The sequence below is a fragment of the Streptomyces sp. NPDC001339 genome (genome assembly GCF_042895955.1).
Lineage (GTDB): Bacteria > Actinomycetota > Actinomycetes > Streptomycetales > Streptomycetaceae > Streptomyces.
In genome coordinates this window covers 35,856-49,470 of sequence record NZ_JBIAWT010000017.1, presented here as the reverse complement: position 1 = coordinate 49,470, position 13,615 = coordinate 35,856, and the positions used below count along the sequence as shown (strand labels likewise).

At 71.0% G+C, this 13,615-nt stretch carries 10 protein-coding genes; all 10 read right to left on the bottom strand.

The window, feature by feature from the left end; translation table 11 throughout:
• Positions 1-3: 3 nt before the first annotated feature.
• Genes ACFY12_RS33070 through asnB form a run of 10 tightly spaced genes read right to left on the bottom strand, consistent with a single transcriptional unit; the run spans position 4 to position 13,614 of the window.
• Positions 4-1,287 carry a DUF4910 domain-containing protein gene (locus ACFY12_RS33070; protein ID WP_390719657.1) on the bottom strand — a complete coding sequence of 428 codons (1,284 nt, stop codon included), beginning with the start codon at positions 1,285-1,287 and terminating at the stop codon, positions 4-6.
• On the bottom strand, positions 1,275-2,300 hold the full coding sequence (locus ACFY12_RS33065; protein WP_390719656.1) for an NAD-dependent epimerase/dehydratase family protein: 1,026 nt from the start codon (positions 2,298-2,300) through the stop codon (positions 1,275-1,277). The genes ACFY12_RS33070 and ACFY12_RS33065 overlap by 13 nt, the downstream gene beginning before the upstream one ends.
• Positions 2,301-2,303: 3 nt before the next feature.
• Positions 2,304-2,984, bottom strand: a complete 681-nt coding sequence (locus ACFY12_RS33060) for a PIG-L deacetylase family protein (protein WP_390719655.1) — start codon at positions 2,982-2,984, stop codon at positions 2,304-2,306.
• Positions 2,981-3,775: a glucose-1-phosphate cytidylyltransferase gene (locus ACFY12_RS33055; protein WP_390719654.1), complete on the bottom strand. Its 795-nt coding sequence runs from the start codon at positions 3,773-3,775 to the stop codon at positions 2,981-2,983. Before ACFY12_RS33055 ends, ACFY12_RS33060 begins: the two co-directional genes overlap by 4 nt.
• Positions 3,772-5,016 carry a class I SAM-dependent methyltransferase gene (locus tag ACFY12_RS33050; protein WP_390719653.1) on the bottom strand — a complete coding sequence of 415 codons (1,245 nt, stop codon included), beginning with the start codon at positions 5,014-5,016 and terminating at the stop codon, positions 3,772-3,774. Before ACFY12_RS33050 ends, ACFY12_RS33055 begins: the two co-directional genes overlap by 4 nt.
• Positions 5,013-6,257 carry a glycosyltransferase gene (locus tag ACFY12_RS33045; RefSeq protein WP_390719652.1) on the bottom strand — a complete coding sequence of 415 codons (1,245 nt, stop codon included), beginning with the start codon at positions 6,255-6,257 and terminating at the stop codon, positions 5,013-5,015. Before ACFY12_RS33045 ends, ACFY12_RS33050 begins: the two co-directional genes overlap by 4 nt.
• 2 nt (positions 6,258-6,259) lie before the next feature.
• Positions 6,260-7,492 carry an O-antigen ligase domain-containing protein gene (locus tag ACFY12_RS33040; RefSeq protein ID WP_390719651.1) on the bottom strand — a complete coding sequence of 411 codons (1,233 nt, stop codon included), beginning with the start codon at positions 7,490-7,492 and terminating at the stop codon, positions 6,260-6,262.
• A gap of 1 nt (position 7,493) precedes the next feature.
• Positions 7,494-9,470, bottom strand: coding sequence for an alginate lyase family protein (locus ACFY12_RS33035; RefSeq protein WP_390719650.1), 1,977 nt, complete (start codon positions 9,468-9,470; stop codon positions 7,494-7,496).
• Positions 9,467-11,662, bottom strand: coding sequence for a bi-domain-containing oxidoreductase (locus ACFY12_RS33030; RefSeq protein WP_390719649.1), 2,196 nt, complete (start codon positions 11,660-11,662; stop codon positions 9,467-9,469). Before ACFY12_RS33030 ends, ACFY12_RS33035 begins: the two co-directional genes overlap by 4 nt.
• Positions 11,663-11,679: 17 nt before the next feature.
• Positions 11,680-13,614, bottom strand: coding sequence for an asparagine synthase (glutamine-hydrolyzing) (gene asnB / locus ACFY12_RS33025; protein ID WP_390719648.1), 1,935 nt, complete (start codon positions 13,612-13,614; stop codon positions 11,680-11,682).
• Between the last annotated feature and the right edge of the window lies 1 nt (position 13,615).

Sequence of the window (13,615 nt, the reverse complement as noted above, 5' to 3'; positions counted from 1 at the left end):
GCGTCATGCCTTGATCAGACCGGCACCGTGCAGAGCGTCGGCGGCGGCGGCAACGGTGTCGAACGGCAGCCCGGACCGCTCGGTGACGTCCAGCAGACTGTGCTCGCCGTCGGAGAGGCTCAACACCCAGAGCATGGCCATCTGGGCCTGTTTGGTGTCGCTGCGGCCGCCGAGCGCGTCGTACAACCCGCGTCGGCCCAGCTGTGGCTCGCCGTAGGGGCTGAGGTTGAGGTACCGCCGGTTGCGGTCGAGGACGGTGAATGCCTCGCGGCAGACGGCGAGCGTGTCCGCCATCGCCTCCGGGGAGACGAAGTCCAGGTTGTCCGCCGAGGTGTGGTATTCGGGGTAGCCGGCGTACGGGGTCCGGGTGAGCGAGCCCACGCCGAGATTGAATCCCGGCGAGCAGAACTGCCGCTCGTCGTAGCCGTACGGAGTGAACTCATTGACGCGGTGCGGTCGTTCGGATGCGGTCAGGACGTGCCGCATCACCCGGTCGATCTCCGCGTCGCCGCGCCTGCTCTGCTTGTACGTCAGCCGGCCCGGGTCACCGGCGCAGGCCAGCACCAGCCCGTGCTTGACCCGGTCGACCCGCTCCGCGTTGCGAGCCAGCCAGGTGATCGCCCCGATGGTGCCGGGTGCGAAGAGGAACCGGTAGGTGTAGTACGGCGTATGCCCGCCCAGCGCCCGGGCCAGGAACGTCGCCACCGCGATACCGGCCAGGTTGTCGTTGGCCAGCGACGGGTGGCAGACGTGGCACGAGACGATCACCTCGTCGGGGACCTGCCCGGGGACCACGTGCTCGGCGTAGGTGAGGTGCCCGTCCGCGAGTGTGGAGTCGATGCGCACCTCGTACTCGCCGTCCGGCATCGCGTCCAGGGTTGCCTGGGCCAGGCAGAACCCCCATTCCGGCTGGTAGTAACTGGTGCGGTACGGCACCCAGTTCGGGCGGTCGGGCAGAGTGTGCAGGTGTTCCCGCAGCTCGGCCAGCGGCATGGTCGCCGACACCGGCACGCTGTAGCCGAGCACATGCAGGCTGGACGCGGCAAAGTCGACGACCCGGTGGCCGGCGGTGTCGGCGATGTACGCGTCCCGGATGTTCCACTCCTGCGGCACCGTCCAGTCGAGCACCTGCGTCCCGGTCGGCACCTCGTGCCTCTGGAGCGGGATGTACTCCCCGACGATGTCCAGGGTGGCGCGCACACCGTCGCCGGTGATGCTCCGGCACAGCGGGTACATCCGCTCCACCAGCGCGTACATCTCTTCGCCGATGTCAGTCACGGGCGCCACCGCAGGGTGTCGTCGACGGCACCGGCCTCGGACGCCGCGCGCAGTACGGCCAGCCGGGTGAAGCGTCGCTCGAAGTCCTCCTGGTTCAGCCCGAACTTCCGGTAGGCATCGGCGAGTTCGATCGCCCCCTGCTTCACCGTCCACTCGCAGTCGAAGCCGGGGATCGCTTCGCGGAACCGGGAGAAGTCCACCCGGTACGACCGCGGATCGGCGCCGGTCTCCCCGGTGATCACCACCTTCGCGCCGGACACCGCCTCGGCGACCTGCTCGGCGATCTCGGCGACCGTGACGTTGTTGATCTCGCTGCCGATGTTGAACGCCCGGTCGTGCACCGCTTCCCGCGGCGCGGTCAGCGCAGCCGTGAAGGCCCGGGCGATATCGGCGGCGTGCACCAGCGGGCGCCAGGGCGTGCCGTCGGATAGCACCAGCACCTCGCCGGACAGGAGCGCATGGCCCACCAGGTTGTTCAGCACGATGTCGGCGCGCAGCCGGGGTGAGTAGCCGAAGGCGGTGGCGTTGCGCATGAACACCGGGGTGAAGTCGCCGTCGGCGAGCGTGTGCAGGTCGTCCTCCACCCGCACCTTGGACTCCGCGTACGGCGTCACGGGGCGCAGCGGCGCGTCCTCGCCCACCAACTCGTCGCCGCCGGCGGCACCGTAGACCGAGCAGGTCGACGCGTACAGGAAGCGCCGCACTCCGGCGTCGCGAGCCAGCCGCGCCAGCCGCACGGACGCATGGTGGTTGATGTCGTAGGTGAGCTCCGGCGCCAGCGATCCCAGCGGGTCGTTGGACAGCGCGGCCAGGTGGATCACGGCGTCCACCCCGGCCACGTGCTCGGCCGTGACGTCGCGCAGGTCCACCCGGTGCCCGGAAGGGTCCGCGGGTGACGGGCCAAGGATGCAGTCGGTGAACAGGCCGGAGTCAAGGCCGACGACCTCGTGTCCGGCGGCCGTGAGGACCGGGGCCATCACGGTGCCCAGGTAGCCCTGGTGTCCGGTCAGCAGTACGCGCAAGGTTCAGTCCCCCACAGTGGAAGTGCTCAGATGGGAAGTGCCCAGGTTGAGCGTGAGTTTGGTGACGGCGAACGCCTCGGCGTATCGCTCGTGGCATTCGATGCCCCGGATCCGCGCCAGACCGAGGAAGGCCTCCCGGTCGTACCAGGGCCGGTGCCGCTGCGAGGGGTAGTGGTCTTGCAACAGCCGCACCTTCTGTTCGGCGATCTCCGGCGACAGCGGCTGGTACGCCGCCGGACGGCCGAGATCGCCGTCCCACTTGACGATCTCGTAGCCGAGCACGAGGTGGTCGCGGAAGGTGGTGGGTATCAGCTGCGCCAGGCCGCGGTGATCCTGGTGGGCGTCATCGGTGCGCGGGGCCAGGATCAGATCCGGCTCGGTCTGCGCGCGCAGTTCCTCGACCGCGGCCTTGGCCTCGTCCCAGTGCACGGGCATCCGGCCGTCCGGCAGCTTGAGCACGGTCAGCCGCAGGTCGGCGCCCGGGCAGAAGGCGGCGAGCGCGGCCTGCTCCTCCTGCTCCCGCTCGCTGCCGCCGCCGGAGAGCACCAGCGCATCGACGCGGAGACCCGGCCGGGCGAGGCACAACGTCAGCAGCGTGCCGCCGGCGCCGATGGCGATGTCGTCGCAGTGCGCGCCCACCGCGACGATCCGGTCCAGGGGCCACCCGGCCCCGAGCCGGATCACGCGCTCACCCCAACGCTGTCCCGCTCCCACACGGCCCACGGGCGGTCGCCCCGGGCGTAGGCGGCGTCGAGCGCAGCCCGCTCCTTCACGGTGTCGGTCGGCTTCCAGAAGCCGCGGTGCTGATGCGCCACCAGCCGTCCCTGCTTGGCCAGTTGGGCGCATCCGTCGGCGACCAGGTCCCCGTTCTCCGGGATGTGGTCGAAGACCTCCTGGCGGAGCACGAAGTAGCCGCCGTTCTCCCACAGCGGCAGTTCGCTCACCGCGGTGATGCCGCCCACCAGGCCGTCCTCGCCCAGGTCCACGCAGTGGAACGACGACTGCGGCGGTACCACCATCATCGACGCACCGGCATCGCGCCGGGCGAAGGAGTCGATCATCTCCGGCAGTGGAGCATCGGTGAGCACGTCGGCGTAGTTGGCGAGGAACATCTCGTCGCCGTCCAGGTGGTGCCGCACCCGGCGCAGCCGCTCCCCGATCGGCGACTCGATGCCGGTCTGCGCGAACGTGATCGTCCAGTCCGCGATGTCGGTGGACAGCAGCTCGGTGCGCCCGCCCCGCAGCACGAAGTCGTTGGACGTCGTCTCCTCGTAGTTGAGGAAGAAGTTCTTGATGTGGTGCGCCCCGTACCCGAGGCACAGGATGAACTCCGTGTGCCCGAAGTGCGCGTAGTAGCGCATGACGTGCCAGATCAGCGGTCGCGGGCCGACCATCGCCATCGGCTTGGGCACATCGTCGACGGCGCCGCTGCGCATCCGCATCCCGTACCCGCCGCAGAACAGGACGACCTTCATCGCTTGACCTCGACAATGCTCAGTTCCGGGATGGGAAAGACCAGGCGGCCGCCCCAGTCGTGCACGAAGGACAGCTGCTCGGTCAGCTCGGCCCGCAGGTTCCACGGGAGGACGAGGACGTAGTCCGGCTTGTCTACGGCTATCTGCTCGGGCGGCAGGATCGGGATGCGGGTGCCCGGGGTGAACCTGCCGTGCTTGTAGGGGTTGCGGTCGACCGTGTACGGGAGCAGGTCGGGCCGGATGCCGCAGTGGTTGAGCAGCGTGTTGCCCTTGCCCGGGGCGCCGTAGCCCACGACCGTCTCGCCGCGTTCGGCCGCCTCGATGAGGAACCGCAGCAGGTCCCGGCGCACCTTGGCCACCCGGGCGGAGAACTCGGTGTACCCGGACAGCTCCTGTAGCCCGGCGGCCTTCTCCCGGGCCAGGACGTCGGCGACCCGCTGGGACGGCTCGCCGGCCACCCCGTTCGGCCGGGCCCACAGCCGGATGGAGCCGCCGTGCGTGGGCAGCAACTCGACGTCCACGAGCGTGAGTCCGCCGCTGGCGAGGGCCCGGATCGCGGAGGCGACCGTGTAGTACTGGAAGTGCTCGTGGTAGATCGTGTCGTACTGGTTCTCCTCGATCAGGGTCAGCAGGTGCTGCACCTCGATGGAGACCCAGCCGTCGTCGGCGACCAGGGCGCGCAGCCCCCGGGTGAAGCCGACGGCGTCGGGGATGTGCGCGTACACGTTGTTGGCCACGACCAGGTTCGCCGGGCCGTGTTCGGCGCGGACGGCCGATCCGGTGTCCGGGGACAGGAACTCCGTGAGCGTGGGCACACCCGCGTCCCGCGCCGCGGCGCCGACGTTCACCGACGGCTCGATGCCCAGGCAGCGGATCCCCCGGTCCACCACGTGTTTCAGCAAGTACCCGTCGTTGCTCGCAACTTCGACCACAAAGGCCTCGGAGCCGTCGGTGCCCAGACCCACCCGCTGTACGGCATCGGCGACGAACGTCCGCGCGTGCTCCACCCAGGAGGTCGAGTACGAGGAGAAGTACGCGTACTCCTTGAACGTCTCCTCCGGCGTGATCAGCGGAGGGATCTGCGCGAGCCAGCAGTCGGTGCAGACCCGCAGGTGCAGCGGGTACGCCGGCTCCGGCTGGTCCAGTTGGTCCGCGGCGAGAAAGCTCTCACACGGTGGCGTCGCCCCAAGGTCGACAACGCTCGCCATCGCTTCCGAGCCGCACAGTCGGCATCGTGTCATCTACTGTCCCCATCCCCCCTGCTCGCGCGGGTTTCCCCGCCGCGAGCCAGTGCTGACCGACCCGCGATCGCGGTGCGGTACTCATCAACCAGGCGGTCAAGGCCGACCGCCGGGCTGAAACCCTGTTCGTAACGGAGCCGGGCCGCCTGGCCCATCTCCCGGCCCAGGTCCGGCTCGGTCGCGATCCGGCGTATGCAGGACGCGAGCGAGGCGGGCTCGCCCGGCCGGTGCAGCAGCCCGGTCACCCCGTCGTCGACGAGTTCGACGAAGGCGCCGTGACCGGCGGCGACGACCGGGACCCCGGCCGCCATCGCCTCCACGACCACCAGTCCGAACGCCTCCAGCCACGTCGACGGAGCCACCACGGCGACCGACTGCGCGATGGCCTTGACGCACTCCGCCGGGTCCAACAGGCCGACGTAGCGCACGTCGTCCCGGCCCGCCGCCCAGGCGGTCACCTCGCGCTCCAGCGGTCCCGCGCCGGCGACCACGAGCGGCACGCCCACACCACCGTCGGCGGCGATCTCGTCCCACGCGGCCATGAGCAGCCGTACGCCCTTGGCCTCCGCGAGCCGGCCGAGATAGAGCAGATGCTCGCCGTCGCCCACTCGCCGGTCGTCCGGGTCGGGCACGAAGTTGTGCTTCACCGCCAGCCGCTCGGCCGGCATACCGGCCCGCACCAGGACATCGCGCTGCGCCGCGGAGATGCAGAAGAACCGCTCCACGCCGGACCACCACCGCCGCCGGTTGACCGACAGGCTGACCGCGAGCGGCACCGTCGCCAGCCGGGAGCCGCGGTAGCAGCCGTGCCGGACGGCGGGCAGCGGCGCCGCCGACCCGATGCACTCGGTGCACGGCCGGCCGTCCCGTTGCAGCGTGCCGGGCGGGCAGACCTGGGTGTAGTTGTGCAGCGTGGCGACGGTGGGCACGCCGGAGTCGGCGCAGGCGGCCAGCACCGCGGGCGACAGGAGCGGGAAGACGTTGTGGACGTGCACCACGTCCGGCCGCTCGGTACGAAGCCGGGCGGTGAGTTCCGCGCGGACCGCTGGGTTCCAAGGCACCAGGAGCGGCACCGCGGCCTTGCCCCACAGGGACCGGGCGGCGATGTCGTCGCTGCGCCGCTCGAACACCTCGACCCGGTGGCCGGCCGCGCGCAGCAGCGCCACCTCCTGGTCGACGACCTTGTTCTCCCCGCTCGGCTGCGCCGATGCGTAGCGGTTGTGCACCACGAGGACGTGCATGCTCAGGTCACCTCCGAGCTACGGGCCCAGCGCGGGATGTGTCGTCGAGGGACTTCGGGCGTGGAGCGGGGGCCGGCCGCGGCCGGTGCCGCCAACAGCGAGGCGGCGACGGCCAGATGCAGCAGATACGGCGAGGCGTCGCCCAGGCCGGCCTCGGTGTACGACGCGATCGCGCAGTAGCTGATCAGGTAGATCGCGCAGGCCCTCGGCAGCGACGGTGGCCGCAGCAGGGCGACGCCGCCGAGCACGATGATGATCGCCGCGACGAGGGTGACGCCGAGCAGACCCTGCTCGCCGTAGACGGCCAGCCAGCTGTTGTCGATCGGCAGCCCGCCGAACGACTTGTCGCCCAGGCCCATGCCGAACAACGTCTCCCCGGTCGTCCGGGGCGCTGCCAGCAGGGCGTCCCAGACCTTGGCCCGACCGGTGAGGTTGGAGAAGTTCTCCTTGCTCTGTCCGCGCAGGAACCACGTCTGTAGCGCGGTGCTGAACGCCACCGCGGCCACCACGGCGCACAGCACCGCCCAGGTGAAGAAGCGGCGGGCGGCGGCGCTGGTCAGGATGAGCGAACCGATCGCCAACGCAAGGCCGATGACCAGGCCGAGCGTGGCGGTCCGGGTATGGGTCAACGCGAGCAGGACGAGTGACGGGACGATGACCACCGCCGCGCCGGCCCTGTCGGTCCGGTGGCCCAGCACGAGCAGCACGGTGAGCCCGATGATCACCGCGGCGTACTGTCCGATCTGCGGCGGGGTGAGCGGCCACAACGCGCCGACCAGCCGCCCGCCGTAGAGATCGGGCATGGCCGCGCCCGGTGAGACGACCAGGCCGGCGGCCACCGCACCGAGCACCGCGAAGTACATCCGGATGTGGTGCCGGACGAACGTCAGGCTGCCATCCCACCAGCGGCTGAGCAGCCACAGCGTGCCGACGAAGAGAGCCAGCCGGGCGCAGCGGAACAGCGCACCGAACCCGGACTCCAGGTGCGCACTGGAGATCACGCTCGTCACCAGCAGCAGAGTGAGCAGGAGCAGGTACGCGCTGGCCCGGATGCGCAGCTGAAGATTGACCGCGAGCGCCAGCGCGAACGCGGCGACCAGCGCGCCCATGGTGACCATCTGGATGAGGGAGCGAGGCAGCGGGATGATGGTCTGCGCCCCGGCGGAGCCGAGCGTGTTGAGGATCAGTAGCCCCCAGACCGTCCCGACGATCTTCGACGTGCGGTCCGCAGCCATCTCAACCATCGTCCTGTGCGCGGAAGATGCCATGGAACCCGAGGACAGTGGTGAACTCCGCCACGCCGTCGGCGAAGCCGGTGCCGACCAGCGTGGTGGTGGGTTCCTTGCGCCCGAATCCGGCGGAGTACCAGCCCAGTGGCGGATCGGTGTCGCCGCGATGTGCCTGCCAGGACAGCTGCCCGGGCAGGTCGAGCACCGCGGAGCGGTTGTCGCCGTCCCGGGTCCAAGTGAGCTGTGCCCGATTCCCCACCAGGTCCGCTGTGATCGCCGGGCCGAGGTGGAACGCCAGGCGTACGTCCCGGCGCGGTCCGCGTACCTCGTCGACCACCCGCAACTCCTTGCTCGCCGCATTCAGTTCCACCCGGCGGCGGTGCACGGAGTCCCGGTAGCCGTCGTGCTCGGCACACCAGCGGGCCACACCCGCGTCGTACGGGCCCGCGACCAGGACGCGGCTGTGGGCATGCCGGGTCCACAGGAACGGGCCGCCGGAGACGGACTGGTCACCTCCGTCCAGTTGCAGGGTGTTGTGGCCGAGGGTCGACCGGAAGTACTGCCGCCACTCGGGCTGCCCGTGGTAGCAGAACGTCCCGGGATCGGTGAGCACGTCGACCCCGTCTTGCCGGACCTCCACGGACAGTGCGTCCGCGTGGGCATGCGCGGCGATGGACAGGAAGCCGTGCGGACCACCGTCGCAGCGGCACCAGATCTCCTCCGGGCCCCGCAGGATGGTCATGCCCGCGTCGGCGAAGTGGCCCGGTCGGCTCGCCGGGCGGGTCACGGACAGGTCAGTGGGCTTGATGAGCGCGGCCAGCAGCGGGGTACGCACATCGGTGCCGGTCACCGCCGGCCACCAGGCGAGCCGGCCGAACGCGGCGTCCCCGGTAGCAAGCAACGAGGCCCAGCGGTCGGTGCCCGCGCCGTCTACGACCAGACCGTGCCCGTCGTCCGCGTCCCCCTGGCGCGGGGGCCGCAACCGGCTGTCCACGATGGCCGCGAGCGCGTCGGTCATCCGCAGCAGTACCAGCTGGACCGACGCGGGGACCGGCACGTCGGCGGCATCCGCCTCGGCCACCGCGGCCAGGCCGAGTTCCAGCACAAGGCCGTGATACTCGGTGGCCAGCTCGCGGTTGAGGCCGGAGGCGAAGGTGTTGTGTCGCAGGTTCCGCTCCAGCGACCGCAGTGCGTCGGCGCGCCAACGCCCCGAGGAGGGGAACCACCCGAACGCGCAGGCTGCGGCGAACTGCCCGGCGGCTTCGGCGATGACGTGGTTGTTCGCCGAAGACCCCCGGCTGGGGAAGGCGGCCAGCCAGCGCTGGTGGTGCCAGATCTGGTTCAGCGCCACCGGGTTGTCCTCGAACAGCCGGGCCGCGCCGGGCCAGTCGTCGAGCAGCCGGCGGATCCACACCCAGGACAGCAGCCGGATGCCCAGCTCGATGCCGCTGATCCAGTGCACACCGCGCAGCGGCGGGTTGGCCGCCCACCAGGACCGCAGGTGCTCGGCCACGCGCTCGGCGTACCGCTCGTTCCCCGTGATCGCGTAGGCGGCAGCGAGCACAGTGAGGTACTGATGCCGGGACAGCTCCCAGATCTGCTTGATGTCCCCGACCGCGTCCTCGTTCCGGTACGGCACGTCGAAGGCGTAGCCCCACGGAGCCCGGCGCCCGGTCTTCGGGTCGTACCACCAGTCCGGGTCGGCCAGGTCGTCGCGGACGACCCCGAAATACTCGGCGTGTCCGTACATCAGCCGATCCGCCTCGGCGATGAGACGTTTCGCGGCGTCCGGGGGTATGACAGTGATCGCCCCGGCGGGCAGTACGGCGGTGAACCGGGCGCCGGTCACCCTCGGGCAGTCCGGCCGCGCCGACCGCCACCGCCGCCTGCGCACCGCGTCGCCCACCCGTCCGCCGACCTCCCGCGGTCCCATCCGGGACAGCCGCCGCAGGTACCAGCCCGCACTCCCCGAGCTCACGGTCATCGCGCCCTCGCCAACGTCACCGGCGCTCCGCCGGCCAGACCGGCCCGCACGGCGAGGGTGGCCGCCGTGGTGGCGACCAGCGACTCCAGCGGCACCGGCATCGGCCCGCCGGTCCGCACGGCCTTGATGAACGCGGCCAGCTCGGCGTTCTGGCCCTTGTCCCGGGCCTTGGGCAGCCGCGAGCCGACCCACCGCTTGCGGTGGCCGTCGTACACAGCGGCGCGGACGAAGTCGTCGAACCGCAGCGCACGGCCGTCCGCGACCAGGTCGAGGGTCTCCTTGGGGAAGCCGGCCGGGCCGGTGGTGACGTAGCTGATGGTGGCGGTGGACCCGTCCGGGTAGCGCAGCACAGCCTGAATGTCACCGCCGCCCTCGTTGCCCGAGTTGCCGGACGTGGCGACCGCGCACACCGAGACCGGATCGGCCGCGAGCAGCCAGCTCGCCGTGTCGATGAAGTGTCCGCCCTCGCCGGCGAACCGCGAGCCCTCGGTGCCCTGTTGGAGGTACCAGCTGCCGTGCTGCAGCCGTCCCGCGTTGACCAGGTAGCGGAGGCTCGCCGGACCGGTCCGGGCACCGAACCGCTTCCTGGCCTCGTTCAGCAGCGGCGCGAACCGGCGGTTGAAGCCCACCTGGAGCCGGTCGTTGCCGGACTCCTCCATCGCCGCGAGCACGCCGGCCAGCTCGTCCTCGGTGAGCGCCAACGGCTTCTCCACGAACACCGTCTTGCCGGCCAGCAGCGCCCTGCGCGTCAGTTCGGCGTGCGAGCTGTGCCGGGTGACCACGAACACCGCGTCGATGGACTTGTCGCCGAGCACGGCGTCGAGGTCGGTGGTCGCCTCGGCGAAGCCGAACTTCCGCTGCGCGTTGGCCGCGGACAGCGCCGTCGTGGTGACGACCGTGGACAACTCGACGCCTTCGCGCTGTGCCAGGTGCGGCAGCAGCATCGACGTCGCGTAGTTTCCCGCGCCGACGAACGCCAGTCGCACCGGCGTCCCGGCGGCCCGACGCGGCCCTCGCCGCCCGTTCACCGTGGGCACGGCCACCACCGGGGCCTCCGCCTCCCCGGCATGTTCGGGATAGCGGAACAGCACGGCCACGGCCTTCAAGTCGCCTTCCTTCAGGCGCTGGTACGTCTCGACGGCGTCATCGAAGTCGGCGATGTGGGAGACCAGGGGCTCCACGTCGACGCGGCCGCGGGCGAGGAGGTCGAGGAAGCACGCCAGGTTGCGGCGCTCGGTCCAGCGCACGTAGCCGATCGGGTAGTCGCTCCCCTCGATCTCGTACTCCGGGTCGTAACGCCCGGGGCCGTACGAGCGGGAGAACCGGACGTCGAGCTCCTTCTCGTAGTACGCGTTCCACGGCAGGTCCAGGCGGCACTTACCGATGTCGACGACCCGGCCACGGTCCCGGCAGAGCCGGGCGGCCAGCTCGACGGGCTGGTTGCTGCCGCCGCCGGCGGCCAGGTACACCTGGTCCACTCCGTGACCGTCAGTGAGCTCGGCGACGGACGTCTCCACGGCCGCGGACGCGGGATCGCCGCAGGCCGAGGCGCCCAGGCGGGCGGCGAGTTCACAGCGCACCGGGTCGGGGTCGACCCCGACGACGCGGACTCCCGAGGCGGCGAGCAACTGCACGACGAGCTGCCCGATCAGCCCGAGGCCGATCACCAGTGCCACGTCTCCGAGTTGCGGCTCGCCGCGGCGGACGCCCTGTAGGGCGATCGATCCGACGGTACCGAAGGCCGCGTGTCGCGGCGCGAGGCCGTCCGGCACCCGGGCGTAGAGGTTCTTCGGCACCCAGTTCAACTCGGCATGCAACGCGTGCTCATTGCCCGCGCAGGCCACGAGGTCGCCGACCTTCACCTCGTCGATCCCGGTGCCGACCTGCTCGACCACCCCGCACAGCGAGTAGCCCAGCGGTGTGTAGGAGTCCAGCTTGCCCATCACCTTGCGGTAGGTGGCGGGCACCCCGTTGGTGGCGACGCTCTGCATGACCTTGGCCACCTGGTCCGGCCGGGAGCGGGCCTTGCCCAGCATCGACATGCCCGCCTCGGACACCTTCATGAGCTCGGTCCCGGTGGATATCAGGGAGTAGGCACTGCGGACCAGCACACCGCCCGGCTTGCACCCCGGTACCGGCACGTCGAGCACCGTCAGCTCGCCGCTCTTGTAGTTCTGCACAACCTGTTTCACCCGAACTCCTCTGATTCCTAAGCCGTCAACCGAGTGCTCTGGCCGGACCCAGAGGTCGCGTCGCGATACCAGTACTCGAGGGTCAGCACATGCCACAGATGCTTGGAGAAGTCCCGCTGCCCGGCGGCGTCCTCGGCGACCAGCCGCTGAAGCGCGTCGCGGCGCAGGAACCCGGAGCGGACGAGTACGCCGTCGTTGACCACCTCGCGCACCAGCGGTGCGAGATCCCGGCTCATCCAGGCCCGCAGCGGGGCGCTGAACAGGCCCTTGGGTCGGTACACGATCTCCCGGGGCAGGACCGAGGTGGCCGCCTCCTTGAGGACGGCCTTGCCCTGCCGTCCCACGATCTTGCGATCACCGGGCACCGCGAACGCCGCCCTGACCACCTCGACGTCCACGTACGGCACCCGCACCTCGGTCGACGCGGCCATGCTCGACCGGTCCGTGTACGTGAGGTTCAGACCCGGCAGGAACATCCGGGTGTCGCCCAGGCACATGCGGTTGACGAAGTCGTCGAGGTCATTGTCCTGGTAGATGTCCGCATGTTCGGTCAGCACGTCGTCGACCGTCCCGGCCAGGTCCGGATCGACCAACGCGAGCAGCTCGTCCTGGTCGTACAGGGTGTAGCTGCGCCGGAACGCGGTCTCCTCCGGCAGGTCGGCGAAGGAGAGGAACCGCTTCGCGAAGCGCACCGACCGGTACCCCCGGCGGGCCGTGGCGACCGGCAGCCTGTCCACGGCCCTGGACAGGCCGCGCCGCAGGGGGCGCGGGGCGCGCTGGTAGCGCAGCGCGAGCAGGTTGGCCAGGTGCTTGCGGTATCCGGCGAACAGCTCGTCGGCGCCCATCCCGGAGAGCATCACCTTGATCCCGGCCTCCCGGGCGGCCTCGCAGATCAGGAAGGTGTTGATCGCGGCGGGGTCGCCGATCGGCTCGTCCAGGTGGTACGTCATCCGCGGCAGCAGGTCGAGCACGTTCGGGGCGATCTCGATCTCGTGCAGGTCGACGCCGAACCGCTCGGCCACCTGCCGGGCATGGCGCAGGTCGTCCGGCATCGCCTCGAACCTGGCGTCCTCGGCGCGGAACCCGATCGTGTAAGCGGAGATCCCTGGTCGGTGGCGGGCCGCCAGCGCGGTCAGGTAGCTGGAGTCGAGGCCGCCGGAGAGGAAGGTCGCCACGGGTACGTCGGAGAGCAGATGCCGCCGGGTCGACTCCTCGACGAGGGCGGCCAGGTCCGGCCGCTCACCGCTGCGGGCCCGCTCGCGCCCCTCGGCGGCGACGTCCTTCAGATTCCAGAACCGGCCGCGCTCCACCCGGCCGTCGGGCCGGCAGCGAAGCCAGCTCCCCGGCGGCAGCTTCTCCGCTTCGCGGAACGCGCACCGCGAGTCCGGCACCCAGTAGTACAGCAGCGAGGCCACCAGCGCCGCATGGTCCACCTCCAGCGACCCGCCGGTCGCGGCGGCGAGCGCCTTGAGCTCGGAGGCGAACGCCAGGCCCGCTCCGCGCCGCAGCAGGAACAGCGGCTTGATGCCCAACTGGTCGCGGGCGAGCACCAGTTCACCGGTTCGCTCGTCGAAGACGCCGAACGCGAACATGCCGCGCAGCCGGGGCAGGCAGTCCGTGCCCCAGCGCCGCCATGCCTCCAGCAGCACCTCGGTGTCGGAGGTGCCGCGGAAGCGCACCCCGGCGGCTGCCAGTTCGGCACGCAGCTCGGGCGCGTTGTACAGCTCGCCGTTGTACGTCAGGGCGAGGCCGCCCGAGACCATCGGCTGGGCGCCGGTCCCGGACAGGTCGATGATCGCCAGCCGGCGGTGCCCGAGGTGCACTTCGCCGTCACCGGCGGGGTGGCTGTACCGGCCCGCCCCGTCAGGACCGCGGTGGGCGAGGGTATCGGTGAGCCGGTCGGTCACGGCCTTCCCGTCCGGCCATCGGTACGTGCCTGCGATGCCGCACATG